This window comes from Actinocorallia aurea (assembly GCF_054783995.1).
In genome coordinates, this window is the sequence record NZ_BAAGPQ010000011.1 from 172,181 (window position 1) to 198,353 (window position 26,173).

Genomic DNA, 26,173 nt, shown 5'->3' on the forward strand with positions numbered 1-26,173 from the left:
TGGTTCCGATCCCGAGAATCGTGCCCCAGCACCGCCTGGGCAAGAGCCCGTGGGACCCGCTCCGCCCCACGGGATTCGGCGTTCGTCGGGCACAGTTCGGAGACGGCCCGGGTTCGGGGCCTTCTCGGGGCCGGGGTGCGATCGGGCTTCGGGGGCTCAGGCGGGATTGTCGGGGAGTTCGGCCAGGCCGTGGTGGAGGGAGTCGGAGAGGAGGGTGAGGGCGTCGAGGACTCGGGGGCGGTCGGAGCCCAGGGCGCGCAGGAGGACGGTCTCGATGGCCAGTTGGGAGGGAAAGAAGGAGTCGATGGCGGAGGCGCCTTCGGGGGTGATGGTGACGAGGGCGGCGCGGCGGTCGGCGGGGTTCGGGGTGCGGGCGATGTAGCCGCGTTTCTCCAGTTTGGCGAGGGTCTTGCTGATGCCCGCGCGGGAGAGGCCGTGGTGTTCGGCGAGGCGGCGGGCGATGACGGGGCGCTCGGCGTACCGGAGGGTGATCAGGATGTCGACCTCGCCGGGGGTGACCGGAGCCGTCTCATAGAGGGGTTCGAAGGCCTGGGCGAGGAGCGCGCTGATCTGCTTCAGCCGGCCAGATCCTCATCGGGCCGATCAGCGACGGCATCGGCCGTCGCCGCCTGCTCATCGGCGGCACCGCCGGGTTCCTGGTCATGTCCGTGCTGTGCGCGCTCGCCCCGAACGTCGAACTCCTGACGGCGGCGCGGTTCCTGCACGGCGCGTCCGGAGCCGTCGGCATGGTCCTGGCCCGCGCGGTCCTCACCGACCTGTTCCGCGGCCCCAACCTGCCCCGGTACTTCGCCCTGCTGGCGCAGATCACCGGCGTCGCCCCGATCGCGGCACCGGTGATCGGTGGCGCGATCCTGTCGGTCGCGACCTGGCGCGCGGTCTTCGCGGCTCTGGCCGTCGTCGGCGCGGTCATGCTGGTCTCGGTGCTGGCGAAGGTCCCCGAGTCGCTGCCGCCGGAGCGCAGGCAGTCCGGCGGCCTCGCGGGCGCCTTCCGGGCGAGGGGACGGCTCGCGGCCGACCGCTCCTTCTTCGGCTACGTGCTCGTGCTCGCGTTCGCGTTCGCGTCGGCTGCGATGTTCACCTGCATCGCCGGATCGAGCTTCGTCTTCGAGAACATCCACGGCGTCTCGTCGACGGCCCGGCATGATCTTCCCTGCCACGATGACGCTCGGCCAGACCATCGGCCGCGCCAACCCGGGAGCCGCCTCGGCGCTGCTCGGCGGATTCCAGTTCCTCGCGGGCGCCCTGGTCTCCCCCGTCGTCGGCCTCTTCGGCGAGTCCAGCTCGCTGCCCATGGCCGTGATCATGCTGGTCTCCGCGCTCCTGACGGCCGGAGCCCTCCTGCTCATGGCCCGCCCCCGCCTGGGCCTCGGCGAGCCCGTCACCGCCCCCGCCCACTGACCTCCGACGGCGTCAGGCGGCGCGCCCCGAAGGCCGCGCCGGCGAGCAGGGCCAGGCCGAGCGCGCCCATCCCTCCCGCGACGGGCAGGCGCAGGCCGGTGTCCAGGTAGGTCGCGAGGAACCAGGTCTGCCGCTCGATCCCCCGCACCGCGAAGATCCCCGCGACGATCCCCTGCGGGAACAGGGCGATCATCCCGAGTCCGAAGCCCGACCAGACCAGCGCCCGGCGCGGGGCGGGCAGCGTGGCGAGCGCCCGGACCCGCTCGGGCTTCGGACGGCGGCCGGTCCGCATCGCGTGGAGCAGTTCGGGCCCCTGCGCGGCGAGCCTCCGGGCGGCGAGGACGCCGAGGACGACGGCGCACAGGACTCCGGTCGCAACTCCTACCGGTACCCCGGCCCATCCGTACGACAGCGCCACGAGCCCCGCAGGCAGGCCGGTCAGGGCGACCAGCGCGAGCATGAGGTAAGCCAGCCCGGTGAGGCCGCCGTTGTCCTCGCCGAGCCGCAGCGGGTTCCCTCCTCGCTTGTGGGGGTCGGTCCCTGGAACGAGGCCGTATACCGAGAGCAGAGGCACCAGCCCCGTGGCGCCTCCGACGAGGGCGGGCAGCACGGCGAGCGCCAAGGGCCACGGGCCGTCCGCGATCCACACGCTGACGCCTGTGACCAACGCCGCCACCGGTCCCACGACGGCCAGCCAAGCCATCTGACGCCCTCGGACGTCTCCACTTCCGGGCGTCATGACCGTCAGCCACAACGCGGTCCCGTCCGTCCCGTACAGGTTGGACGTAAGGGAGGCCGCCATGACGACGAACAGCGGGCCCGCGTAGGGCAGCATCCCGTCCCAGCCGATGAGCAGCGGGCAGGCGCCGAAGCAGACGCCGAAGGACAGGGCGAACACCAGGTGGTAGGTGCGGGCCAGGTCCCGGGTCCAGGTGCGCAGCTCCTTGGCGATGACGGCCCCCGTGGGCGTCGTCGCCTTAAGGGGCCGCCTTGGCCGTCCCATCTTGCGCGGCCTTCCTGTACCGACGGAGAGCAGGCCCGCCCAGGCCGTCAGCAGAAGGACGTCGAGGAGCGCGAGGCCGAGGAGAGGAAGCACCTCGCCTCGCACGGCCCGCAGCCCCCATCCCGACGGGAGCCGCCAGACGATGCCAGGGATACCGCGTTCGCCGAAGTAGGCGAGGAACACCCAGATCTGGCTGAGCCCGGCGAGCAGCGCGCCGTTGGCCAGCCCCGCGACGAGCGCGCCCGAGCGGGTGCGCAGTGCGAGCCCGAGGAGGCCCGTCGCGACCTTCGACAGCAGGAGGAACGACGCGAGTTGGAGCAGGAGCGCGGGGACCGCGACGAGCACCCCGAGCGGCCCGTCCGCGGCGACCGCCAGGCCGAGGAGGGCCACGAGGCCGATCAGCGGCGCGAAACCGGTGAACGCGGCGGCCAGCAGGCCCGCCGCCAGGGCCCTGCGGCGCAGGCCGAGCAGTGCGAAGTGCTCGGGCCGCAGCGTCTCGTCGCCGCCGCCCATCGCCATCGGGCCGAGCATCCAACCGGCCGCCCACAGCGCGTACGCGCCGGCGAGGGCCTCCGGTTCCCCGGTCGCGGCGAGGTAGAGCGTGCCCGCCGCGCAGAGCGCGCCGAGCGACACGCCCGTGGTCGTGAGCGAGCCCTGCCCGCCCTCGGCGGCATGCCGCAGGACGGCGAGCCGCATCCGGGCCATGGTCAGCGCGACAGCCACGAAAGCTCCTTCGTGTCCTTGGCCTCTCCTGCGACGAGCCGGACGAACCGGTCCTCCAGGCTCAGCCCTCCGCGGACCTCCTCAAGTGTCCCGGAGGCGATGATCCGGCCCTGGTCCAGCACCGCGGCGTGGTCGCACAACTGCTCCACCAGCGCCATCACGTGGCTGGAAAGCACGACCGTGCCGCCGCCCGCGACGAAGCCGCGCAGGATCGTCTTGATCGTCGCCGCCGACACCGGGTCGACCGCCTCGAACGGCTCGTCCAGCACGAGGAGGCGCGGCGCGTGCAGCAGCGCCGTCGCCAGTCCGATCTTCTTGCGCATCCCGGTCGAGTACTCCAGGACGAGGGTGCGGTCGGCGCCGTCCAGGTCGAGGACGTGCAGCAGTTCGGCCGCGCGCTCCTCGACGGTCGCCCGGTCCAGGCCGCGCAGCAGCCCCAGGTAGGTGAGGACCTCGCGGCCGGTCAACCGTTCGGGCAGAGCGAGGCCGTCGGGCAGTACCCCGACGAGGGCCTTCGCGGCTGCCGGGTCCGCCCAGACGTCCGCGCCGAGGATCCGCGACGTGCCGGAATCGGGCCGCAGGAGACCGACGGCCATCGCCAGGGTCGTGGTCTTACCCGCGCCGTTCTGGCCCACCAGGCCGAGGAAGGCGCCGCGCGGGACGGCGAGGTACAGATCATCGACCGCCGTCCTGCCGCCGAACCGCTTGGCGAGGCCGGTGAGCCGGAGTGCGGCTTCTGCCGAGTGCAAGGATCGCTCCCTCGTCGTCTGAGTGGTCTCCTTCGAGCCTCGCGGACGGCCTTTCGCTCCATCAACGACGAAAACGACAAGCATCGATAAGCTTCACTTATGGATCAGAGGATCGAGCTGCGCGACATCGAGGTCTTCCTCGTGCTCGCCGAGGAGCTGCACTTCGGCAGAACCGCCGAGCGGCTGCACCTCAGCCAGGCCCGGGTCAGCCAGTCGATCGCCAAGCAGGAGCGCGGGGTCGGCGCGCCGCTGTTCGAGCGGACCAGCCGCTGCGTCCGCCTCACCGAGATCGGCGCCCGCCTGCGCGACGACCTGCGCCAGGGCCACGACCTCATCCGCGCCGCCCTGGCCCGTGCCGAGAGCACCGCGCGCGGCGTCGTCGGCGTACTCAGGCTCGGCGTGATGGGTGCGCTCGGGCACGAGCTCGCGCCCGTCGTCTCGGCCTTCCGCGACAAACATCCCGACTGCGACGTGCGGATCGTCGAATTCCACTTCAGCGCCCCGTTCGCGGGCCTGCGCGCCGGGGAGACCGACGTGCAGCTCATGTGGCTGCCGGTGCGCGAGCCCGATCTGTCGGTCGGACGGCCGCTGTTCACCGAGGGCCGGGTCCTCGCCGTGGCCGAGGACTCCCCCCTCGCCGAGCGCGGCTCGGCCTCCCTGGAGGACCTGGCCGACCACCCGCTCCTCGACCTCGGCCCGGACGTCCCCGCCTCCTGGGCCGAGGCCATGATCCCCGCGGTGACACCCGCGGGCCGGCCGATCCCGCGCGGTCCGCGGGCCGCGACGTTCCACGAGGTCCTCGCCCTCGTCGCCGAGGGCCGGATCGTCAGCCCCCTCAACGCCCATGTCGTGCGGTACTACTCGCCCCCGGGCATCGCCTTCGTCCCGATCCACGACGCCCCGGTCAACGAGTGGTCCCTGGTCTGGCCCGCTTCCCGGCAGACCCCGCCCGTCCGTGCCTTCGCCGAGACGGCCGGGGCGCTCTTCCCGCACCCCGTGGCCCTCTCGGCCGACGGCGTCAGGTGATGGGCTCCAGGCGGATGACGACGTCCTTGGAGGTGGGGGTGTTGCTGTCTTCGGCGACGCTGTCGAGGGGGACGAGGATGTTCGTTTCCGGGTAGTAGGCGGCGGCGGAGCCCGGGGTGGTGGGGTAGGAGACGACGGTGAAGGCGGGGGCGCGGCGCTCCACGCCGTCGGTCCAGACGCCCACGAGGTCGACGAGGGAGCCGTCGGCGATGCCGAAGGACGTGAGGTCCTCGGGGCTCACCAGGACGACGCGGCGGCTGCCCTTGATGCCGCGGTACCGGTCGTTCGCGGTGTAGGGGATGGTGTTCCACTGGTCGTGGGACCGGAGCGTCTGGAGGATCAGGTGGCCCTCCGGGGCGCGCAGGTCCACGAAGGCGTTCCGGGTGAAGAGGGCCTTGCCGGTGCTCGTGCGGTACTCGCGGGAGTTGACGGGGTTCGGCAGCACGAATCCGCCCGGGACGGCGACGCGGGCGTTGAAGTCGGCGAAGCCGGGCACGACGCGGGAGATCCGGTCGCGGATGAGCGAGTAGTCGGCTTCGAAGTCCGCCCACGGGATGCCGAGCGCGTCGTCCAAGGTGAGCCGGGCAAGGCGGCCGATGATGGCGACCTCGCTGAGCAGGTGCGGGGAGGCGGGCGCGAGGCGGCCCCGGGAGGCGTGCACCTCGCTCATCGAGTCCTCCACGGTGAAGAACTGGACGCCGCTCGCCTGCACGTCGCGGTCGCTGCGGCCGAGGGTCGGCAGGATCAGCGCGGTGTCGCCGCAGACGGTGTGCGAGCGGTTGAGCTTGGTGGAGATCTGCACGGTCAGCCGGCAGGAGCGCAGCGCGGCCTCGGTGACGTCGCTGTCGGGGGTGGCGCGGACGAAGTTGCCGCCCACGCCGAGGAAGACCTTGGCCTTCCCGTCGCGCATCGCGCGGATAGCCTCGACGGTGTCGTACCCGTGCTCGGACGGCGGTGTGAAGCCGAACTCCTTGCCGAGCGCGTCGAGGAACCCCCGTGGGGGCTTCTCGTTGATGCCCATCGTCCGGTCGCCCTGGACGTTGCTGTGCCCGCGCACCGGGCAGACGCCCGCGCCGGGACGCCCCAAATTGCCGCGCAGCAGCAGGAAGTTGACCATCTCGCGGATGGTCGGGACGCCGTGCCGGTGCTGGGTGATCCCCATCGCCCAGCACACGATGACGCTTTTCGACTCCAGCACCATCGCGTGGACGCGCTCGATCTGCTCCCGGGTGAGCCCGGTGGCCGAAAGGACGTCATCCCAGGAGACCTTCCGGATGCCTTCGGCGAACTCAGCGAAGCCGGAGGTCTGCTCGGCGATGAAGGCGGCGTCGAGGACGGTGCCGGGGGCGGCGTCCTCGGCTTCGAGGAGCAGCAGGTTGAGCGCCTGGAAGAGGGCGAGGTCGCCGCCGGCCCGGATCTGCACGAACTCGTCGGCGATGGCGGTGCCCCTGCCGAGGACGCCGCGCGGCTTCTGCGGGTGCTTGAACCGCATCAGCCCGGCCTCCGGCAGCGGGTTGACCGCGACGACCCTGCCGCCGTTGCGCTTGGTGTTCTCCAGCGCCGACAGCATCCGGGGGTGGTTCGTGCCGGGGTTCTGGCCGACGACGAACACGAGGTCGGCGCCATGGATGTCGTCCAGGCTGACGCTGCCCTTGCCGATGCCGAGCGTCTGGTTGAGTGCCGTGCCGGACGACTCGTGGCACATGTTGGAGCAGTCCGGCAGGTTGTTGGTGCCGAAGGCGCGCGCGAAGAGCTGGAGGAGGAACGCCGCCTCGTTGTTGAGCCGCCCGGACGTGTAGAACAGCGCCTCGTCCGGGGAGGCGAGGCCGCGCAGTTCGGCCGCCACGAGTCCGAGGGCCTCGTCCCAGGAGACCGGCGCGTAGTGGGTGTCGCCCGGCCGCTTGATCATCGGCTCGGTGAGCCTGCCCTGCTGGTTGAGCCACTGGTCGCTCCGGCCGTCGAGGTCGGCGATCGTGTGCTCGCGGAAGAACTCCGACGTCACCCGGCGCCTGGTCGCCTCGTCGGCGATGTGCTTGGCGCCGTTCTCGCAGTACTCGTTGGCGTGCCGCTTGTCCGGGGAGCCTTCGGGCCAGGCGCAGCCGGGGCAGTCGAGCCCGTCGGCCTGGTTGAGCGACAGCAGCGTGCGGGCCGTGGTGGCGGGCGACATCTGGCCGAGCGCGTACTCCAGCGCGTGCGCCACCCCGGGCACGCCCGCGGCCCACTCCTTGGGCGGCTTTACCGACAGCCGCTCCCCGCCCTCGTCCTTACCCGCGCCCATGCCGTCCCAGCCTCTCTGCCCTGTCTACCAGTCACTTTGTCCGCTCGGAGGCGGCCCGTCAAAGAGCCGCCCGCGATGGGCTGATAGGCGGCGCCTATCAGAAGCGGCGCGGCGCGGCTCGACGGGGGCGGTCCGGGCCGGTAGACCGTGGGGGTGCTGCTCCGCCAACTCGAATACCTCGTCGCGCTCGCCCGGGAACGCCACTTCGCCCGCGCCGCCGAGGTATGCCGCGTCTCCCAGCCCGCCCTCTCGGAGGGGCTGCGCCGGCTGGAGGAGGAGCTGGGCGTCCCGCTCGTGCGCCGGGGCCGCCGGTTCGAAGGCCTGACGCCCGAGGGCGAACGGGTCCTGCTGCGCGCCCAGCGCCTCCTGGCCGACCGCGACGCGCTGCGCGACGAGGCCCACGCGCTCCGGCACGGGCTCACCGGCGCCGTCCGCGTCGGCACGGTGCCGACGGCGGCCACGGCGGTCGCACCGCTCACCGGGGCGCTGTGCGCCGCCCATCCGGGCGCGACGGTGCGGATCGAGGGCGACCTGCGGGCCGAGGACATCGCCGACCGCCTGCGCGACTTCGACCTCGACGCCGGGATCACCTACCTCGACGCCGGGACCGTCCGCCGGTTCCGGACCGTGCCGCTGTACCGGGAGCGGTACGTGTTCCTGGCCGCCGCCTCCCCGGACGCCCCGGCGGCGACGACGTGGCGGGAGGCCGCGCTGTCCCCGCTGTGCCTGCTGGAGCCCGGGATGCAGGGCCGCCGGGTCCTCGACGCGGTCTTCGCCGAGACCGGGACCCGCGTCGCCCCGCGCGTCGAGACCGACTCCATCGCGACGCTCTTCGCCCACGTCCGCACCGGCGACTGGACGAGCATCGTGCCGGTGCCGTGGCTCCATGTCTTCGGCGTCCCCGAGGGCCTGCGCGCCCTGCCCCTCACCGAGCCCGTCCACACCGAGCCGATCGGGCTCGTCCTGCCGTCCGCCGAGCCGCCCTCGGCCGTCGCGCGCGCCCTCATCGACGTCGCCGCCCACGCGGACCTGACCGTCCTGGAGACGCCCCCGGCCTGAGGAACGGCTCTCACGAATTTCGCAAGGGCCCACCTCCCGCCGCTGTCTTAAATTCCTCTTAAATCGGGGACGGCGGGCACCGGATAATCTTGTGTCCGCACCCGGACGGGCAAGCTGAGAACTGAATTCGACTTCACTCTTTACTCGATGTCGGCCGCGACCTGCGCGAATTCCCGGACTCCGTCGCGCCTCCCGCCGAGGCGCAAGCAGAGCCCCCGGACAACGCCTTGCACGAGGACCGATCCCTCTTTACTCTTCTCGACACCGGCCCCCACCCAGGTACCGACGGCCACGGGAAATGATCTCACCGCGCACAGGGACGCGGCGCATCAGATGAATGGCGTGCTCTTCGCATCATGGATCACCCCGCCGAGAATGCGCGAAGCGCGCCCGCATCATCCCGGGCATTCCTCCCTGCCACCACGGGCATTCCCCCCTGCCCTCCCACCCGATTTTCCGAGAAATCGAGGAGAAGACCATGCGCAAGAGTTCCGCGGCGGGCCTGGCCGCGGTCGCGGCGGCCTCCGTCGTCTGCACCGCGTCCCCCGCGTTCGCCGCCACCTGGACCGTCTCCCCCGGCGGCGCCGTCACCGGGACCGCCGGCACCACGACCCTGAAGGACACCACGTCCGGGGCGACCCTCACCTGCAGCTCGTCCACCACGAACGCGACGGTCCAGGGCGGCACGGGCCTGTCCGGCACCGGCATCGCCACCGTCACCAACGTCGGCTTCGGCAACTGCAAGGGCCCGCTCGGCATCAGCTTCAACGTCACCAACAACGGCGTTTCCTACCAGCTCAACGCCGCCTCGTACGCGGGCGGCGTCACCACCGGGACGCTCGACAACGTCTCGGCCACCATGAGCGGGCTGCTCTGCTCGGCGACGGTCTCCGGCACCAGCGCCTCCACGCCGGGCAGCGTCACCGGCACCTACACCAACAGCACCGCCAAGCTCGCCGTCAGCGGCGGCAACCTGCACCTGTGGAACGTGTCGGGCTGCTTCGGCCTCCTCCACAACGGCGACGCCGTCTCCTACACCGCCACCTACACGATCAGCCCGGCCCTCACCATCACCAGCCCCTGACCCCTCCCCGGCGACCGGCTGCACCCCGCCGGCGTCACCACCGCGCCCTGCGACGATGCGCGCGGCCACGTTCCGGTCGTTCACCCTCCCGTGTTTGGGATGTCCGAAGATGGCCATAGTTCCTGATAAGACCAAGATCAGGAGCGGACATGAACTATGGCCTGAACACGGGGGACTCGGCCTGGGTCCTGGTGAGCTTCGCGATGGTACTGCTCATGACGCCGGGACTCGCCCTGTTCTACGGCGGGATGGTCCGCTCGAAGAACCTCATCAGCGTCCTGTACATGAGCTTCGTGTCGATCGCCGTGGTGACCGTCGTCTGGTTCCTGTACGGGTACGGGCTGGCGTTCGGCAAGGACATCGGCGGCCTCGGCCTCATCGGCTGGGGGGACTGGCAGTTCTTCCGGACGACGCCCTCGGTGCTGCAGGGCGCGATTCCGCTGTACGTGTACTCGCTCTTCCAGCTCGTCTTCGCGATCATCACGCTGGCGCTGGTCAGCGGCTCGGTCGCCAACCGGGTGCGGCTCGGCCCCTGGATGGTCTTCGGCGTCGTCTGGGTGACGCTGGTCTACCTGCCGATCGCGCACTGGGTGTTCTCCAAGGGCGGCTGGATCAACAAGTGGGGCGTTCTGGACTTCGCGGGCGGCCTCGTGGTCGAGCTGAACTCCGGGATCGCCGGCCTGGCGCTCGCGCTGGTCCTCGGCCCGAGCCTGCGCTTCCGCCGGGAGGGCCCGCCGGAGCCGAAGAACATCCCGCTGGTCATGACCGGCATGGGGCTGCTGTGGTTCGGCTGGTTCGGCTTCAACGGCGGCTCCGCGCTGACGGACGGCGCTCTGGCCGCGAACGCGGTCGTCAACACGATGATGTGCGGCTGCGTCGCGATGCTGGTGTGGATGGGGCTGGAGCGCGTCCGCTTCGGGCGGTTCTCCCGGCTCGGCGGCACCACCGGAGCGCTGGCCGGCCTGGTGGCGATCACCCCGGCCTGCGGCTACGTCAACCTCTTCGGCGCCACGGTGATCGGCATCGTCGTCGCCGTCGTCTGCACCTACGCGGTGGAGGTCAAGACCTCCGTCGGCTACGACGACACCCTCGACGTCGTGGGCATCCACGGGGCCGGGGGCATCGTCGGCGTCGCGCTGCTCGGCCTCTTCGCCACCGGCAAGTACGGCAGCCCCACCGAGGGACTCTTCTACGGCGGCTCGATCGCCCTGCTGGGCAAGCAGATCGTCGCGATCATCGCGGTCGGCTGCTACACGTTCTTCCTCACCTACCTCATCGGCCTGGCCGTGGACCGGCTGCTCAAGCTGCGGCCGAGCCGGCGCGAGGAGGCCGAGGGCCTCGACACCGAGTTGCGCATCGGCTGACGGTGGACGGCGCCTCCAGGGACGACGGCCCGCTCCCTCTCCTGCTCGTCGTGCCGGCCTTCACCACCGGAATGATCGACGCGACGAGCTTCCTCGACCTCGGCGGGGTCTTCGTCGCGGCGATGACCGGCAACGTGATCATCCTGGGCCTCGGCCTCGCCGGGCACGGCGCCCCCCTGCCCGCCGCGCTCTCGCTGCTGTCCTTCGCGGGCGGGGCGACGGGCGCGGGCGCCGCGGCCCGCTCCCGGCTGCGGCCGGGCCACCGGGGCCGTGCGCTGGCGGCCGGGGCGGGCGTCCAGGCGGCTCTGGCGTGTGCCGCCGCCACGCTCGCGACGTGGGCCGGGACCACCACGGCAGGGCCGCGGCGGCTCGTCATCATGACGCTCGCCTTCTCGCTGGGCTGGAGCTACGCGATCGTGCGATCCCTCGCGGTGCGCGATGTGAACACGACGGTCGTCACGACCACGCTCACCTCGCTGCTGTCGGAGTCCGTGGCGCCCGCACGGCAGGGCCGCCGCTTCGTGTCCATCTGCTCGCTGCTGACCGGAGCCGTGGCCGCCGGCCTGCTGCGCCGCGCGGGCGGCCCGCAGGTCCCCCTGTGGGTCGCGGCGCTCCTCCTCGCGGGATGCGCCCTCGCGGCCTTCGTCGCGTCGGGTCGGCCCGGCGCCCGGAACTGGGGCTGATCCTCACCACGGGATGAGACCGCGCAACCTGACGATCTCGCCCGCGACGTCGGCCAGAGCGGGGTCCATCACCGGGCTCAGCACCGGTTCAGGCTCCCTCCGCTCCCGGACCGCGGCCGTCAGCGCACGGATCTCGGCCGTCAGGGCTGCGACGTCGGCGGGGGGCGGCGGTCCGGCCCGTCCGGCCTCGACGGCCGCAGCGGTGACCGCGTCCACGAGGGCGGCGAGGGCCTGCACCGAAGGCCACCACGCCGCCCCCTCGCGGCTGGCGGGACGCATCACCGCGAGCACCATCCCGGCGGCCATCAGCAGCCCTGCCGCGGGATCCCCGGCGATCCGGGAAGCCGCGATCACGAGGGCGAACCCGGTGGCCGCGGTCGCGGCCTCGGACCACTGCAGCGGCACGTCGGACCAGGAGAGCGCCCGGGTCAGCCAGCCCCTCGTGTCGCGGCGTACGCCGCCCGTCGACATCCCCTCTGCCCTCCTCGCGGGCGTCGCGGACCGCTCATGCGCCCCCCAGCAGCGCTTGCAGCGCGGCGAAGACGATGATGCCGAGCGCGAGCGAGGCCACGACGTTCACCGCGGCCCTCGTGTACTTCCCGTCCTTGAAGAGGTGCACGGTGTCCAGTTCGAAGGTGCTGAACGTCGTGAGCGCACCGCAGAAGCCGGTGCCGAGCAGAGCCTCCGCGCCCGTCCCACTCCCGCGCCGTGCAGCCCGCCCAGGATCGCGGCGCCGAGGAGGTTGACCGTCAGCGTCCCCCAAGGGAACGCCTTGCCCATCCGCGCCTTCACCGCCGTGTCGAGCAGGTAGCGGAGCACGGCGCCGACCGCGCCGCCGACCGCGACGTCGAAGCCCTCAAGGCCCAGGGCCACCCTGCCGCGCCAGGAGACGCCCAGCAGGTGCGCCGTGAGCGTCGCGACGACCGTGCAGGCCGAAGACGCCGAACTGCCATCCACCGACGAACAGCGCGACGAGGAACACCAACCCGGTCCACGGATTGGCCTGGAAGTCGACCTGCGCGATTCCCCTAAGAAATCGTGAGCAGGTAGTCCAGCGGCTCCCGGCGCCGCGGGTCAGGCCCCGTCGTCGCGGAGGCGTCCGCCGACGGGCAGGCGTCACCGGTCGTCCCCTTTCGTTGGTCGGCACCACCTCACTGCGGCGGCCATGGCGACTGATTTCCGGGAAGCCAGAAAAGGAGAACCAAAACACGTCAATGCATGACCGCTGAGGGTTCCCGCCACGGCGTTCCCGAGGCGGCCGAGCGCTGCGTTCACGCGGTCCTTCCCGCGGGCATGTCGATTCCGGGCGGCCCGCTTCGACCTTGGGGTGACAGCCTGAATGAGGAGTGGACATGCGCAAGATCGTTTACCTGGTGAACAGCTCGATCGACGGATTCGTCGACGCCGCCGACGGCGTGTTCGACTGGGCCGAGGTCGGTGAGGAGTACTCGGCCTACAGCACCGCCCTGACCGAACGCTGCGGCACCCTGCTGTACGGGCGCAAGGTGTGGGACATGATGTCGGGCTTCTGGCCGCGCGCCGAATCGCTGAGCGACCACCCGCACGACCTTCGGTACGCGCCGATCTGGCGCGCGACGCCCAAGATCGTCTTCTCTCGGACGCTCCGGCACGCCGACTGGAACACCACGGTCATCGGCGGCGACCTCGCGCGGGAGGTCGCCGCGCTCAAGGACCGGCCGGGCGAGGACCTCCTGCTCATGGGCGGCGGCGAACTCGCCTCCGCCCTCACCGAGCACCGCCTCATCGACGAGTACCACATCGCCGTCCACCGCATCGCCCTGGGCGCGGGCAAGAAACTCCTCCCCCACCACCGCGTCGAACTCGACCTGGTCGCCTCGCGGGTCCTCGACGGCCGAATCCTCCTCGGCCGCTACACCCTGCGCCCGCCGGCCTGACGACCGGCCCCGTCACGGAACCGGTAGCCGCAGACGATCACGGTGTGCGGTGCGCCGCCCCGGGAGACCGGGCGACGCGGAAGCCCACGTCGTCGATGCGGAAGGTGGGGTGGCTGCGGCGGCGGACGGAGGCGCGGCAGCTCCAGTGCTCGTCGGCCCAGCCGCCGCCTCGCAGGACGCGGTAGGCGCCGTACACCTCGGCGTCGTACACGTCCCAGCACCAGTCCCAGGTGTTGCCGAGCATGTCGTGCAGGCCCCAGGGGTTCGGCCGCCTGCCGCCGACGGGGCGGATCCGGCCTTCGGAGTTGCCCTGGTGCCAGGCGATCTCGTCGAGCGCGCCGTACCGGGGGCCGGTGGTGCCCGCGCGGCAGGCGTGCTCCCACTCCGCTTCGGTCGGCAGGCGGTAGCCGTCCGCGGAGGCGTCCCAAGCGACCTCGTCCCCTCCCCGGAGACGGTACGCGGGGGTCAGGCCCTCGCTCCGGGACAGCGCGTTGCAGAACGCGACGGCGTCCCACCACGAGACGTTCTCGACGGGCAGGCGACCGCCTCGCGCGATGCTCGGCCGCCGACCGGTCACCCGCTCGTACGCGGCCTGCGTCACCGGGAAGGCCCCCATCCGGAAGGGCGCGACCTCGACCGACCACGCGCGTTCCGTCCGCCGGTCCGACAGCGTCACCCGCCCCGCGGGGACGGCGACCATTCCGGGCTCCAGGTCCGCGTCCATAAGGGATCACTGTAAGGTTCGCGCGGCATCGAGATCATGGGAACCGGACACATTCGGACGTTTCCGGCCGAGACGGGTGTGGCCGGGGCGCCGCCTCCGGGAGAGAGGGGACGGCGCGCCCGGCCGCCGGGTCGGGACCACCCCAGCCGGTGGGCCCGCCCGTGTCTTCAGCCGCCTGGTTCGCGTTCCGCGCGACCGGCCCGGACCGGACTCAGCCCGCGACGGGACCCGGAACCTTCACGCCCAGCTTCTCGGCGGCGACCTCCAGTTCCTTCCAGATCTTCGGGCCGACCGGGATGCCGGTCGCGCCGCGCCGAGCGGCGACGGCGGTGCTGCGCTCGCCCGGGTAGAAGATCTCGGTGGCCTCGTCGGCGCGGGGCAGGCCCTTGAGGACGTCGAGGGTCTCCGCGACGGCGCCGGGGTAGGCGGCGCCGTCGCCGAACGCGGCGGGGTCGAGGGCGAGGATGAGCGCGTTCTGCCGGTGCTTGCGGTCGCCACCGTGGAACTTCGCGACGATCGGCGCGCCGACGAGCACGCTGGTGATCAGCTCGAAGGCCAGGGACATGCCCGCGCCCTTCGCGCCGGACATCGGCAGCGGGATCTTGGCCAGTGCCGGGTCCGTGGTGGGGATGCCGTCGGCCGTGGCGGCGGCGCCCTCGGGCAGCGGGGTGCCGCTGCCCCGGTACTGCGCGATCTTCCCGAGCGCGATCGTGGCGGTCGCCATGTCGAGCAGGACGGGCGGCCTGCCGGTCGCGGGGATCGCGATCGACAGCGGGCTCGTCGCGACGGCCGCGCCCTTCGCCCCGGTGTAGGCCATGTTCGGCATGCCCGCGACGAACGCGATGCCCGTCAGTCCCGCCTCGGCGATCCGCGTCGTGTAGTAGCCGATCGCGCCGGTGTGCACGGTCTGCCGGACGCCTACGGCGCCGATGCCGTTCGCCTTCGCCCGCGCGATCGCCTCGTCGGCGGCGGCGGTGAGCGCGATGGGGCCGGGCGCTCGGTCGGCGTCGAGGACGGCGACGCCCGGAACCGTCGAGACGAGCTCCATCTTCGGGTCGCGGTTGGCCTCGCCGGACTCCAGCAGCTCCAGGTAGCGGGGCACGCGGGAGACGCCGTGGGAGTCCACGCCGCGCAGGCCCGCCCAGATCAGCACTGCGGCGATGGTCTCCGCGTGCTCGGGACTGCTGCCCGCCCGGGTGAACAGCTCGGTGGTGAAGCCGGTGAGGTCATCGGCGGCGACCACGACTTTCGCTGGTGACATTTCTGGATGCTCCGGATCTAGCGGACGATCTAGCGGGAAGTGGAGATGTTGACGACCGCGGTGGTGCCCTCGCGGACCGCCTTGAGGGCGCGGTCGAGCGCCGGGGCCAGGTCGGCGGGGCGGTCGACGCTCTCGCCGTGGAACCCGAAGGGTTCGGCGAACTTCGCGAGCTCGGGCTGCCCGGCGAGGTCGACGCCCAGGAACTCGCCGGTCTGCACGGCGGCCCCTTCGGGGTAGAACCGCAGGTGGTTCATCTTCATGGACAGGTATTTGCGGTTGTTGAAGATGACGATCAGCAGCGGGATGCCGTACCGCTTGGCCGCGTCCAGCGATGGGATGACCGGGTTGTAGAGGAACGCCCCGTCCCCGACGGTGAAGACGACGGGCCGCTCGGGCGCGGCGAGCTTCACGCCCAGCGCGACCCCGATGCCCTGGCCGAGTCCGCCCTGCACGTAGAAGTACGAGTCCGGGGTGGACCGCTTCAGGTGCCGGGACACGACGCGGCTGTGCGTGATCGTCTCGTCCACGATGATCGGGTCGTCCTGGGCGAGCAGCTCGCGCAGCGCGACCGCGACCGCCACCGGGTCGATCGCCTCCGCGGAGGCGGCGCGGCTCTCGGCTGCCTCGATCGCCCTGACCTCGGCGGCCCGGAGCTCCGCGGCGGCCTGCCCTCGCGCGTCCAGGACCGCGGCGGGCACCGGCGCGGTCCGGGCCGTGAGCCGGGTCAGCTCGCGCAGCGTCGCCGCGACGCCGCCTTCGAGGTACCGGTCGGCGTAGAGCACCTGGTAGGCCACGTGCGGCCGCTGCGGCACCTCGTCGATGACGACGATCCGCGCCTTCGACGGCCGGCGGCTCGGCGGGTAGAACGGCGCCCGGCAGTTCACCAGGATCATCAGGTCCGCGGTGTCCATCCACGGCTCGATGTCCGGTCCGACGTGCAGGCCGTGCGTCCTCGGGAAGTTCGCGCACACCGCCGACGGCGGCTCCACGACGGGGATGCGCAGCGCCTCGGCGAACGCGGTGAGCGCCTCCATGCCGCCCGCCTCACGCCCGGCCGTCTCGGTGACGATGACGGGGTTCGCGGCGGCCGCGATGAGGTCGAGGACCTCCTGGATCTCGTCCGGGGCGCTGACCGTGGAGCCCTTGGGCGCGACCTTCTTCAGGTCGCGCTCCTCCCACGGCTCCAGCAGCACTTCGAGCGGGATGTTGAGGTAGGCGGGCCCGGCCGGGGCCCGTTCGGCGAGCTCCGCCGAACGGGTGACCATGCCGGGGAGCGTGTGCACGCTCGCCGCCTCGTTGGCCCACTTGACGAAGGGCCTGGCCATGCCGTGCGGCCCACCGACGACGGAGAGGTTGCGGTACCACTGCCCGCCCGGGTCGGGGCCGGGCCCGTCGCCGTAGGTGGAGGACTCCGAGGAGGCCACCACCATGGGCACGCCCGCCAGGAGCGCGCCGTGCACGGCCATCGAGCCCTGGAGCAGGCCCGGACCGGCGTGCAGGAGCACGCCCTGGGCGCGGCGCTTGACGAGCCCGTAGCCGGTGGCCATGCCGACGGCGACGGTCTCGTGCGTCAGGTCCAGGTACTTCGGGCAGGGCAGGCCGTCGCGGTGCCTCCGGGCCAGCGACTCCCAGACCGGGGCCCACTCCGATCCCGGGGAGGAGAAGACGTAGTCGGACCCGATCGCGTTGAAGGCCGCGATGACGGCGTCGCCGCCATCGGTCGTCTTGTCGGTGGGATGCGTCATGTCGGGATCAGCCCTCGATCGGCCAGTCGAGGACGTCGCAGATGCCCTTGCCCATGATGTGCTCCAGCTCTTCGGCGGTGAAGTCGAAGTGCTTGGTGAACTGCTCGATCGTGTCGGTGTAGGTGAGTCCGTGGCCGAGCAGCCGGGTGATGTCGGTGCCCCAGAAGCAGCGCTCCGGACCCATCTTGTCGACCATGTTGCGGACGTACTTCTCGATGTTCAGGTTGGGGAAGGGCGCGGTGGAGTAGCCGGGGAGCGCGGAGACCTTCACGTAGATGTTGGGGTGCACGTGCAGGTCCGCGGTCTCGGCGGCCCAGTAGCCGATGGCGTCGTCGACGCAGCGGGCCATGATGCCCATGTGGTCGATGATGATCTTCAGTCCCGGGTGGTCGCCCGCGATGGTGCCGAGTTCGGCCTTCCACACCGGGGCGTGCACCATCGTCGGGATGTTCAGCTCCTCGGCGATCGGCCAGTACCAGTCGTTGGTGCCGTCGATCATCCAGTTGCGGTCCTGCGGCCGGTGGAACGTCAGCCGGGTGCCCTTGACGTACGGGTTCTGGGCGAAGTCCTTCAGCATGGCCTTGCCCTCTTCGGGCTTGTTCTGCGGGATGCGGGCCATGATCCCGAAGCGGTCCGGGTGGGCCTCGCAGGCCTCCAGGGCGTAGTCGATCCGGTCGCCCTCCCACGACGGGGGCAGGATGAGGGCTCGGTTGACGCCGGCCTCGTCCATCAGCTCAAGGCACTCCTCGTAGCTGAAGGGGTCCTCGCGGTGGCCGTTGAGGCGGATACGCTCCCGTGCGCCGGGGACCCACGGGCGGTCCGGGGTCTCTTCCTTCCAGATGTGGACCTGGGAGTCGACAACGAACATGATCTGTTTCCTATCGTCGGGTGACGCGGGGGCTGCCGAGGACCGGGGAAATCGGGTCTTCGAGTGGTGCGGATAAAACGCTAGAGGGGGGAGCGCGTTTTGCGGAGTCCGCGCCGCGCAAACGGTTGTTGCACGAATCGCGATGCTCCCCCGTCAGTCGGCCGACTTTCCGTCGAGCACGTCGAGGACGTACTCGGCGATGGCCATGGAGGACGTCGCCGCAGGCGAGGGGGCATTGCGGACCGCGGTGACGTTCCCCAACCGGTGAATGCGGAAATCGTCGACAAGGGCGCCGTCGCGGTCCAGGGCCTGGGCGCGGACGCCCGATCCGGCGCGCACGACGTCGGCCGCGCCGATTTCCGGCACATACCGCTTGGCGTCTTTCATGTAGGCGCGCTTGGAGAATGATCCGTACATCTCCTTGACGCCGGTGCGCCAATGCCGCAGCGCCATCCGCCACATGCCGGGCCAGGACGCGATCGCGGCCAGGTCGCGCGCGGACACGTCCGACAGCCGGTAGCCCTCCTTGGCGAAGGCCAGCACGGCGTTGGGGCCCACCTCGACCTCGCCGGAGACCCTTCGGGTGAAGTGGACGCCGAGGAACGGGTAGCGCGGGTCGGGGACGGGATAGATGAGGCCGCGGATCATGTCGCGCTTCTCCGGACGGATCACCATGTACTCCCCGCGGAAGGGGATGATGCGGGGCTCCGCGGTGTCTCCGGCCATCCTGCCGACGGCGTCGGACTGGATGCCCGCGCACAGGATCACCCGGTCGACCTTGACGCGCTCCTCGCCGGAGGACAGCTCCATGCCGCCGGGCGCCTCGCGGACGCCGTCCACGGGGAAGCCGAACCTGATCTCGCCGCCCGCCTCGGTGATCTCCGCGGCGAACGACTCGGCGATCCTCACGTAGTCGGTGATCGCGGTGACGGGCGAGTACAGCGCGGCGAGGCCCGTCGCGTGCGGCTCGATCTCCCTGATCTCCTCCGGGCCGACCCTGCGCAGGCCGGGCACCGCGTTGGTGTCCGCGCGCCTGTGGAGGTCGTCCATGCGGGCGACCTCCTCGGCGGAGACCGCCACGACGAGCTTGCCGCACTCGTCGTAAGGCAGGCCGCGCTCTTGGCAGTACTCGCGCAGCAGGAGCCTTCCGCGGGTGCACAGCTCGGCCTTGAGGCTGCCGGGCTTGTAGTAGATGCCCGCGTGCACCACGCCGGAGTTGTGGCCGGTCTGGTGGACCGCGACACGGTCCTCCTTCTCCAGGACGACGACCCTCGTTCCGGGCCTGCGCCGGGTGATCTCACGTGCTATCGCCAGTCCGACGATGCCCGCGCCGACGATTCCGATGCTTTCTTCGGCCATGTTCCACTTATCCGTTCATCTCTGCTGTCGCGTCCGGGCGCGCGCCCGTCACCCTCCATAGTGGATCGCGACCGTCTTCACCCGGGTGTAGAAGCGCAGCGCCTCGCTCCCCTGCTCCTTGAAGGCCGAGCCCGAGTCGCGGAACCCGCCGAACGGGTGGTGCACGTCCCAGCCGGACGTCGTCGTGTTGACCGCGACCTGGCCGCAGTCGACCGCCTCGATGAAGCGGTGGGCCGCGCCGAGGTCGCGGGTGAAGATCGCGGCGGCGAGGCCGAAATCGGAGTCGTTGACGGCCTCGACCGCCTCGTCCAGCGTGTCGAAGGCGCGCAGGACGACGACGGGCCCGAACACCTCGTGCCGCCACACGTCCATCTCGGGGGTGACCCCTGCGAGGACCGTCGGGGCCACGTAGCAGCCGTGGGCGTACTCCTCCCCTTCCGGGGCGCCGCCTCCGACGTCCACCTTGGCGCCCTGCTCGACCGCGCGGTCGATGTCGGCGAGGACCCCGTCGCGGTGGCCGGCGCTGACGAGGGGGCCGACGTTCACGCCGTCCTCCCGGCCGTTGCCGAGGCGCAGGGCGGCCACCTTGGCGCGCAGGGCCTCGGCGAAGGCGTCCTGGACCTCGCGCTGGACGAGGACGCGGCTCGTCGCGGTGCAGCGCTGGCCCGCCTGGCCGAACGAGGCGGCGACGACGGCGGTCGCGGCGGCCTCCAGATCGGCGTCGGCGAGGACCACCGAGGCGTTCTTGCCGCCCAACTCCCCCTGGAACCTGATGTTCCGGGACGCGAGGCGGACGCGGAGCGTCTCACCGACCTGGTTGCTTCCGGTGAACGTCACGGCGGCGATGCGCGGGTCGTCGAGGAGGGCGTCGGAGATGAGGCCGGTCCGGCCCGTCACCACGTTCAGGACGCCCGCGGGAAGGCCCGCGTCGTGCAGGGCGCGCGCCAGGTGCAGGCCGGACATCGGGGTCTCGGTCGCCGGCTTCAGGATCGCGGTGTTGCCCGCGGCGAGCGCCGGGGCGAGCTTGCGGGCGGGCGTGAGCAGCGGATCGTTCCAAGGCGTGATCGCCAGGACGACGCCGATCGGCTCGCTCTGGAAACTCGTCCGGGTGCCGGGCCGCACGTCGTGGATCAGGGTGCCGTAGCCCTCGCGGGCGACCGCCGCGTAGTACTCGAAGAAGTCCGCGGCCTTCTCCGTCTCGCCGCGCGCCTCCGCCCGGGTCTTGCCGTTCTCGGTGCCGACGGCCTCCGCGATCTCCGCGGCCCGCTCCCGCAGCAGCGCCGCCGCCTTGGTGAAGACCTTGGCCCGCTCGAACGGCGACGTCCGCTTCCAGCCCGCGAAGGCCGCCTCGGCCGCGTCGTAGGCCGCGGTGACGGCTTCGGGGCCGAGCGCGGGGACCGCCGCGACGGGCTCCCTGAGATCGGTCGGGTCGTACACCTCGACCCAGGAGTCGGCGCCCACCCAGCGTCCTCCGGAAAGGGTCTCCATCGACTGCAAGGCCATCAAGCGCTCCTCGGGGCTGTCTCGACAAGGGGGTCCGGACTTCTTCACCGGGCTTCTCCGCCGGGCCCACGATAGAAATTCCGGGAGTCCGGAACCATCCGTCCGAGGGCATCCATTGCTTGCACACCGTGTCGGCCGCCCGCGATCACCGGCATGGTGGAATCGACGGGAAGACCAGCCCTGACCTGCCCCGAGGAGAAGACCGTGCCCTACGCCGTCATCGCCCACTACCGCTGCGCCGAGGCCGACGCCCCCGTCGTGCGCGCCCATCTCGCCGAGATGGCCGCCCGCACTCCCGACGAACCCGGCAACCTCGCCTACGTCGTCCACACCGACGCCGAGTCACCCGCCGGCGAGACCGCCTTCACCATCTACGAGCAGTACGTGGACGCCGCGGCCTTCGACGCCCACGCCGCCACCCCCCACTTCCAGGAGCACATCATCGAGACCGTGCGCCCCCTTCTCACCTCCCGCACCGTCTGGTTCGGCGAGACCTTCTGACCCGCGCCGACCCGCCGCGCCCGAACGCGTCGCCCCGCCTACGCGCCGGTGTCCCGCCTGGTCCGGCCGTAGCGGGCGAGGGCGTGGAAGGCCTGTTTGGGGGTCCAGGAGGGCGGGGTGGTGGGGGCGACGAGGGCGAAGCTCGCGGCGTCGTAGTCGCGGGCGGGGTCGGGGGAGGCGGGGAGGTCGTGGCGGACGAAGGTGTTGACGAAGGCGGTGTCGACGCCGTCCTCGGCGAAGTCGGTGAGGACCTCGATGATGCGGGCGGCCTGCTCGTCCTCGTCGCGGGTGATCGGCTCGCGCAGGGCGACGGGGCGGGCTGCGGCGTTCCAGACGAGGACGTCGTCGGCTCGGCCGCCTCGGGCGGCGGCGCCCCGGTAGGCGGCGCAGCCGCATTCGGTGACGGCGTAGGGCTTCGGGCCCGCGGTGAGAGCGCGCAGGCGCTCGCGGTGGTCGGGCGGGGTGTGGGCGTCGCGGTAGGCGGCGTCGGTGGCGATGATGTCGAAGAGGGTCCAGTCGACGGCCTCCATGGGCAGTGACGCGTAGGTGACGCGGCCGGCGAACCTGGCGCGGACGAGCGGGATCGCCTCGGCGAAGAAGTCCCGGACCGCCGTCTGGAGAGCGGGGACCAACGCGCGGGCGCGGGCCGGGTCGGTGAGCGCCGCGACCCGCTCCCCCATCGACGACCCCGGCAGGAATCCCTCGGTCATCAGGGAGATCTCCGAGCCCGCCACGAACACCACCTCGGCCCCCTCCCGGCGCAGGCGCTCGGCGCGCTCCGCCCCGTCGAGGAGGAAGTCCAGGAGTTCGGCGCGGGTCAGGTCGTTGGTGAACGGGCAGTACCAGACCTCCAACCCGGCGGACGCCGCGTGCCGGGCGGCGGTCTCCAGCCTGTCCTGGATCCCGCCGGTCACCCGGACCGCGTCGCAGTGCAGTTCCTCCCGGATGACCCGCAGGTCGCGGGCGACGGCCGCGGAGTCGAACGGCTCGTGGGTGGTGGTTCCGCCGGAGCGGAAACCCGTGTCGTAGGTGACGCCGTAGGCGCGCATCGCCGGCCTCCTGCTGAAAGGTTTTTAGGGTACGAACCGTACCCTAAGTGCCTCGGCCGCGGCACCCCGCGGAGCGGTACGATCGGCACGAGTCGACCAGGAGAGGGCCATGAGCGCGAGCACGCGGCGGCGCGGCGCCGCCCTGGAGGAGGCGATCCTGGACGCCGCCGTCGCCGAGCTCACCGAATCCGGCTACGCGGGCATGACCATGGACCGGGTCGCCGCCCGGGCCGGCACCAACAAGAACGCCCTCTACCGCCGCTGGCCGAACCGCCTCGCCCTCGGCGCCGCCGCCTACCGGAGGCTCACCAAGGCCGTCCCGCCCCCCGACACCGGCGAGCTGCGCGCCGACGTCCTGGAGCAGCTCCGCCGCGCCAACCGCTACTGGAGCTCCCCGCTCGGCGCGATCCTGCGCGACCTCATGGCCGCCGCGGGCGGCGCCGCCGAACTGCTCACCCAGCTCCAGGACCGGTCCGACGACGCCGCCGTGGCCCCCTGGCTGACCATCCTCGGCCGCGCCGTGGCCCGCGGCGAGGCGCCCCCCGAAGCCCTCCACCCCCGCGTGGCCACCGTCGCCATGGTCCTGCTCCGCAACGAGTTCGTGGTCCGCGGCGTCCCCACCGCCCCGGACCACGTCCTCACCGAGATCGTCGACGAGGTCTACCTCCCCCTCGTCCGCGCCCGCCGGCAGGACCCGGCGTAGCGGAGCGGCGGCGACGTCGACCGGGCCGGGGACTTCACCCGCCCCCGCCGGGCCGCCTCGCCGCGCCCGCCCAGGACCCGCGCGCGGTGCGGCGCCCACCCGGCAGCCGCGCGCGGGGCGGCGGCCACCCGGGAGGCGTCAGGGCTCGGCGACTCGGTGCGTGGGCTCGGGGGCCTCGCCGGTCGGAGGCGGCTGGTCGGCGTCGGTGAGGGCGGTCTGCAGTTCGGTGCGGCTCCTGATGCCGAGCTTCGTGAAGACCTTTCTCAGGTGGTACTCGGCGGTGCGCTCGCTGACGAACAGGCGCGCTCCGATGTCGCGGTTGGTGAGCCCTTCCCTGGCGAGGCGCGCCACATTGAGCTCCTGGGCGGTGAGGCGCGCCGTCGCGCCGCGCACGGGCACGCGCGGGGCCCCGCCGCTCGCGGCGAGCCCCCGTGCCGCGCGCTGGGCGAATCCGTGCAGGCCGATGTCCGACAGCACCCCGTGGGCGATCCGGAGCTGCTCGCGTGCGGCCGCGGGCCTACCCGCTCTGATCAGTTCCTCCCCGTACAGCAGCCGGCACCGCCCCACCATGATCCGGATCCGCTCTTCTTCGAAGCGCGCGATCGCGTCCTGGAACAGGGCTTCGGCCTCGTCGCCCGCGCGCAGCTGCGCCTCGGCCATCGTCAGCACGGCCTGCGCCCAGGTCGTGCCCACCGGCCGCGTGACGTCCGCGAGCTGCGCGAAGGCCTGCTCGGCGAGCTCGCGCTCACCGGTGCGGGTGGCCGCCTCGATGAGTTCCAGCAGCGCGCGCATCGCGTGGCTCAGCTCATGGGTGTAGGGCAGTTCCCGGCGGGCGGCGGCGACCGCCTCGGCGAAACGGCCCAGCCCGTTGTAGAGGATGGCCTCGCCGAAGTTGACCGCGCTCAGCCCGTAGCCCTCGCCGCGCGCCTCGGCGTCGGCCCGGATCTCCGCTGCCAGGGGTTCGGCCTCGTCGGCCTGGCCCCGGTAGGCGGCGAGGAAGAGCCGCCCGTACTGCGGCAGAGGATGCCCGGTGACCTCCTTGATGGCGTCGATCTCGTCGCAGGACGCCTCGGCGGCGTCGAGTTCACCATCGACGGTCTGCGCCACCATCAGCAGGCTCAGCGCGATCGGCAGGACCGTCACGACGCCGGCGGCGCGGGCCAGGTCGACCTGGCGGTCGGCGAGGGCCCGGAGTCCGCGGGCGTCCCAGAGGTCCTGCGCCGCGCGGGAGGCGAACCACATCCAGTGCAGTTCGAGCGAGTCCGGGGCCTGGTCGAGGAACGCGCGCTGAGCCTGGCGCAGCGTGTCGATCGCGGCCTCCTGCCCGCGCGCGGCGAGCAGCGCCTGACCCCGCAGGATCAGGTCCCGAGCGCGGCCGGACTCCTCGCCGTCGGTCGCGTCCAGGATCGCGTGCGCGACCGCGGCCACCTGCTCGGCGTCCCCGAGCCTTCCACCGTAGAGCGCGGCGGACAGCGCCTCGATGTAGGTGTCGCGGGCCAGGACCGGATCGAGCCCTTCGAGTCCCTGCGCCGCGGCCAGCAGGAGCCGAGCCCCGGTGCGGTCGCGGCGCATCGCGTATCCCGCGCGGGCGCGCAGCCGGGCGACGAGCGCCTCCTGAAGCGGGGTGAGGGAGTGGCCGCGGATGCTGTCGAGCAGGCTGAGGGCCGCCGCGGGCGCACCCGCGTCGTGCTTGGCCTCGGCCGCCGCGATCAGCCGCTCCGCACGGCGGTCCGGCGAGGGCGTCAGCGCGGCCGCCCGCTCCAGGAACGCGGCGGCGGCGGCCGCGCCGCCCCGCATGCGCGCTCGCGCCGCGGAACGTTCGAGATCGGCGGCCACGTCCTCGTCCGGACGCAGCGTCGCACTCGCCTGATGCCAGGCCCGGCGGTCGGGGTCGTGCTCGGGGCTCGTGGCGTCGGCCAGCGCGGCGTGCACGCGCCGCCGCTCGCTGCGCGACGCCGCCCGGTAGACCGCCGACCGTACGAGCGGATGGCGGAAGCCGACGTGCGTGCCGACGTGGAGGGCGTCGGCCTGTTCTGCGGCGTCGACGTCCTCCCGGCCTAGCCCCAGGGCCGTGCTCGCCCGCAGCAGCAGGTCGGGATCCCCGGTCGGATCCGCGGCGGCCAGCAGCAGCAAGAGGCGCGCCGACTCCGGCAGGGGCTGGAGCTGCGCGATCAGGCTCCGCTCGATCCGGCTCTCCAGCGGCATGGCGCCGGTGAGCGCGAACCCGCCAGCGATCTCGGCGGGGCTCAGCGCCCGCGGCAGCTCGCGCAGCGCGAGAGGATTGCCGCGCGCCTCGGCGATCAGCTGGTCGCGCACCCGCCGGTCGAGGCCGCCGGGGACGGCGAGGCGCAGAAGCGCGAGCGCGTCGGTCTGCGCCACCCCTTCGACGGCCATCTGCCGGAGCCCCGCGAACACCGAGTCGACCTTGCGCATGGCGAGGACGAGGACGATCCCCTCCGCGTCGAGACGCCGCGCGGCGAAGGCGAGCGCATCCGCCGACGCCACGTCGAGCCACTGCGCGTCGTCGACGACGCAGAGCAGCGGCCGGGCATCGGCGGCCGCCGTCAGCAGCCCGAGGACCGCGAGTCCGACGAGGAAAGGGCTGGGCGCGGCGGAGCGGCGCAGACCGAAAGCCGCCTCGATCGCCTCGCGCTGCGGACCGGGCAGGCGGTCGGCGGCGCCCATCAGCGGCGCGCACAGCTGTTGGAGGCCGGCGTACGCCAACTCCATCTCCGCCTCGGAGGCGGAGATGCGCTCGACCCTGGCGCCGACCGCGGCGCGCGCCGCCATGTGGTCCAAGAGGGCGGTCTTGCCGACACCCGCCTCACCGGACACGACGAGCGCGCAACTCCGCCCCGCGCCCGCCTTGTCCACCAGCGCGTCCAGCTCCGCCAGCTCGCGTCGGCGGCCCCGCAAGAGCACGGTCTTTGCCACGGCGTCACCACCACTGGGATTTCGGGCACTTCAGTGCCGTTTGATGACTGAAATCCTATAATGCGGTCATCTGATGCAAGAACGCCCCACGCAGAGAACACGCTCCCGCCGCCACGGGTCACTCTCCGCGACCAGACTTTTCCGTGTGAGCGGAAATGCGGAAAGGCCCCGAACCGAAGTTCGGGGCCTTTCCCAAGTGTATTGCGGCGGTGTCCTACTCTC

At 72.3% G+C, this 26,173-nt stretch carries 24 protein-coding genes and 2 pseudogenes; 10 read left to right on the plus strand and 16 right to left on the minus strand.

Annotation, left to right across the window (positions count from 1 at the left end):
* Positions 1-156: 156 nt before the first annotated feature.
* Positions 157-579 carry a MarR family winged helix-turn-helix transcriptional regulator gene (locus ACYVOM_RS12335; protein ID WP_460303466.1) on the minus strand — a complete coding sequence of 141 codons (423 nt, stop codon included), beginning with the start codon at positions 577-579 and terminating at the stop codon, positions 157-159.
* A 56-nt stretch (positions 580-635) separates the two neighbouring features.
* Here ACYVOM_RS12335 and ACYVOM_RS12340 point away from each other — a divergent pair.
* Both ACYVOM_RS12340 and ACYVOM_RS12345 read left to right on the plus strand, forming a co-directional pair.
* A pseudogene (locus tag ACYVOM_RS12340) lies at positions 636-1,088 on the plus strand (MFS transporter); the annotation flags it as partial.
* A gap of 73 nt (positions 1,089-1,161) precedes the next feature.
* A complete protein-coding gene (locus ACYVOM_RS12345) occupies positions 1,162-1,419 on the plus strand; it encodes a hypothetical protein (protein ID WP_460303440.1) in 258 nt (85 codons plus the stop codon).
* Here the strand turns inward: ACYVOM_RS12345 and ACYVOM_RS12350 are convergent.
* Positions 1,400-3,145 carry a hypothetical protein gene (locus tag ACYVOM_RS12350; protein ID WP_460303441.1) on the minus strand — a complete coding sequence of 582 codons (1,746 nt, stop codon included), beginning with the start codon at positions 3,143-3,145 and terminating at the stop codon, positions 1,400-1,402. The two genes, ACYVOM_RS12345 and ACYVOM_RS12350, sit on opposite strands and share 20 nt — an antisense overlap.
* Positions 3,130-3,894 carry an ABC transporter ATP-binding protein gene (locus tag ACYVOM_RS12355; RefSeq protein WP_460303442.1) on the minus strand — a complete coding sequence of 255 codons (765 nt, stop codon included), beginning with the start codon at positions 3,892-3,894 and terminating at the stop codon, positions 3,130-3,132. The genes ACYVOM_RS12350 and ACYVOM_RS12355 overlap by 16 nt, the downstream gene beginning before the upstream one ends.
* Before the next feature lie 99 nt (positions 3,895-3,993).
* Between ACYVOM_RS12355 and ACYVOM_RS12360 the strand changes: the two genes are divergently transcribed.
* Complete coding sequence (locus tag ACYVOM_RS12360) at positions 3,994-4,920, plus strand: LysR family transcriptional regulator (protein ID WP_460303443.1); 927 nt, start codon at positions 3,994-3,996, stop codon at positions 4,918-4,920.
* Here the strand turns inward: ACYVOM_RS12360 and ACYVOM_RS12365 are convergent.
* Positions 4,913-7,198 (minus strand): FdhF/YdeP family oxidoreductase, encoded by a 2,286-nt coding sequence (locus ACYVOM_RS12365; protein ID WP_460303444.1) that lies wholly within the window; start codon positions 7,196-7,198, stop codon positions 4,913-4,915. The two genes, ACYVOM_RS12360 and ACYVOM_RS12365, sit on opposite strands and share 8 nt — an antisense overlap.
* Before the next feature lie 153 nt (positions 7,199-7,351).
* Between ACYVOM_RS12365 and ACYVOM_RS12370 the strand changes: the two genes are divergently transcribed.
* The 4 genes from ACYVOM_RS12370 (at position 7,352) to ACYVOM_RS12385 (ending at position 11,388) form a co-directional block, all read left to right on the plus strand.
* Positions 7,352-8,257 (plus strand): LysR family transcriptional regulator, encoded by a 906-nt coding sequence (locus ACYVOM_RS12370; protein WP_460303445.1) that lies wholly within the window; start codon positions 7,352-7,354, stop codon positions 8,255-8,257.
* A 478-nt stretch (positions 8,258-8,735) separates the two neighbouring features.
* On the plus strand, positions 8,736-9,341 hold the full coding sequence (locus ACYVOM_RS12375) for a hypothetical protein (RefSeq protein WP_460303446.1): 606 nt from the start codon (positions 8,736-8,738) through the stop codon (positions 9,339-9,341).
* A gap of 149 nt (positions 9,342-9,490) precedes the next feature.
* Positions 9,491-10,705, plus strand: coding sequence for an ammonium transporter (locus ACYVOM_RS12380; protein ID WP_460303447.1), 1,215 nt, complete (start codon positions 9,491-9,493; stop codon positions 10,703-10,705).
* 2 nt (positions 10,706-10,707) lie between these two features.
* Positions 10,708-11,388 carry a YoaK family protein gene (locus ACYVOM_RS12385; protein WP_460303448.1) on the plus strand — a complete coding sequence of 227 codons (681 nt, stop codon included), beginning with the start codon at positions 10,708-10,710 and terminating at the stop codon, positions 11,386-11,388.
* A 3-nt stretch (positions 11,389-11,391) separates the two neighbouring features.
* Here the strand turns inward: ACYVOM_RS12385 and ACYVOM_RS12390 are convergent, their stop codons facing one another.
* The 4 genes and pseudogenes from ACYVOM_RS12390 to ACYVOM_RS12405 all read right to left on the minus strand — a co-directional run bounded on the left by ACYVOM_RS12390 (position 11,392) and on the right by ACYVOM_RS12405 (position 12,742).
* A complete protein-coding gene (locus ACYVOM_RS12390) occupies positions 11,392-11,859 on the minus strand; it encodes a hypothetical protein (RefSeq protein ID WP_460303449.1) in 468 nt (155 codons plus the stop codon).
* Between the two features lie 34 nt (positions 11,860-11,893).
* Positions 11,894-12,151, minus strand: coding sequence for a FluC/FEX family fluoride channel (locus ACYVOM_RS12395; protein ID WP_460303450.1), 258 nt, complete (start codon positions 12,149-12,151; stop codon positions 11,894-11,896).
* Positions 12,151-12,261 (minus strand): annotated as a pseudogene (locus ACYVOM_RS12400) (hypothetical protein); the annotation flags it as partial. The pseudogene ACYVOM_RS12400 and the gene ACYVOM_RS12395, both read right to left, overlap by 1 nt.
* Entirely contained in the window at positions 12,245-12,742 is a 498-nt protein-coding gene (locus ACYVOM_RS12405) for an urea transporter (protein WP_460303451.1), read from the minus strand. The pseudogene ACYVOM_RS12400 and the gene ACYVOM_RS12405, both read right to left, overlap by 17 nt.
* Between ACYVOM_RS12405 and ACYVOM_RS12410 the strand changes: the two genes are divergently transcribed.
* A complete protein-coding gene (locus tag ACYVOM_RS12410) occupies positions 12,741-13,304 on the plus strand; it encodes a dihydrofolate reductase family protein (protein ID WP_460303452.1) in 564 nt (187 codons plus the stop codon). The genes ACYVOM_RS12405 and ACYVOM_RS12410 overlap by 2 nt on opposite strands.
* A gap of 37 nt (positions 13,305-13,341) precedes the next feature.
* Here the strand turns inward: ACYVOM_RS12410 and ACYVOM_RS12415 are convergent, their stop codons facing one another.
* From ACYVOM_RS12415 to ACYVOM_RS12440, 6 genes are all read right to left on the minus strand, one after another.
* Positions 13,342-14,028: a formylglycine-generating enzyme family protein gene (locus tag ACYVOM_RS12415; protein ID WP_460303453.1), complete on the minus strand. Its 687-nt coding sequence runs from the start codon at positions 14,026-14,028 to the stop codon at positions 13,342-13,344.
* 211 nt (positions 14,029-14,239) lie between these two features.
* Entirely contained in the window at positions 14,240-15,289 is a 1,050-nt protein-coding gene (locus ACYVOM_RS12420; RefSeq protein WP_460303454.1) for an Ldh family oxidoreductase, read from the minus strand.
* 29 nt (positions 15,290-15,318) lie between these two features.
* Positions 15,319-17,034 (minus strand): thiamine pyrophosphate-dependent enzyme, encoded by a 1,716-nt coding sequence (locus tag ACYVOM_RS12425; RefSeq protein WP_460303455.1) that lies wholly within the window; start codon positions 17,032-17,034, stop codon positions 15,319-15,321.
* 7 nt (positions 17,035-17,041) lie between these two features.
* Complete coding sequence (locus ACYVOM_RS12430; protein ID WP_460303456.1) at positions 17,042-17,902, minus strand: amidohydrolase family protein; 861 nt, start codon at positions 17,900-17,902, stop codon at positions 17,042-17,044.
* Between the two features lie 153 nt (positions 17,903-18,055).
* Positions 18,056-19,261, minus strand: a complete 1,206-nt coding sequence (lhgO, locus tag ACYVOM_RS12435) for an L-2-hydroxyglutarate oxidase (RefSeq protein ID WP_460303457.1) — start codon at positions 19,259-19,261, stop codon at positions 18,056-18,058.
* Positions 19,262-19,309: 48 nt separating this feature from the next.
* Positions 19,310-20,764, minus strand: coding sequence for an aldehyde dehydrogenase family protein (locus tag ACYVOM_RS12440; protein WP_460303458.1), 1,455 nt, complete (start codon positions 20,762-20,764; stop codon positions 19,310-19,312).
* Positions 20,765-20,917: 153 nt separating this feature from the next.
* Here ACYVOM_RS12440 and ACYVOM_RS12445 point away from each other — a divergent pair, with 153 nt between their 5' ends.
* Positions 20,918-21,265 (plus strand): putative quinol monooxygenase, encoded by a 348-nt coding sequence (locus ACYVOM_RS12445; RefSeq protein ID WP_460303459.1) that lies wholly within the window; start codon positions 20,918-20,920, stop codon positions 21,263-21,265.
* Between the two features lie 38 nt (positions 21,266-21,303).
* Here the strand turns inward: ACYVOM_RS12445 and ACYVOM_RS12450 are convergent, their stop codons facing one another.
* The gene (locus ACYVOM_RS12450; RefSeq protein ID WP_460303460.1) at positions 21,304-22,314 is read right to left on the minus strand and encodes a hypothetical protein; all 1,011 of its coding nucleotides are present in this window, start codon (positions 22,312-22,314) and stop codon (positions 21,304-21,306) included.
* A 109-nt stretch (positions 22,315-22,423) separates the two neighbouring features.
* Between ACYVOM_RS12450 and ACYVOM_RS12455 the strand changes: the two genes are divergently transcribed.
* Positions 22,424-23,017 carry a TetR/AcrR family transcriptional regulator gene (locus ACYVOM_RS12455; protein WP_460303461.1) on the plus strand — a complete coding sequence of 198 codons (594 nt, stop codon included), beginning with the start codon at positions 22,424-22,426 and terminating at the stop codon, positions 23,015-23,017.
* Positions 23,018-23,155: 138 nt separating this feature from the next.
* Here ACYVOM_RS12455 and ACYVOM_RS12460 read toward each other — a convergent pair whose 3' ends face one another.
* Positions 23,156-25,951, minus strand: coding sequence for an AAA family ATPase (locus ACYVOM_RS12460; protein WP_460303462.1), 2,796 nt, complete (start codon positions 25,949-25,951; stop codon positions 23,156-23,158).
* Positions 25,952-26,173: the final 222 nt, after the last annotated feature.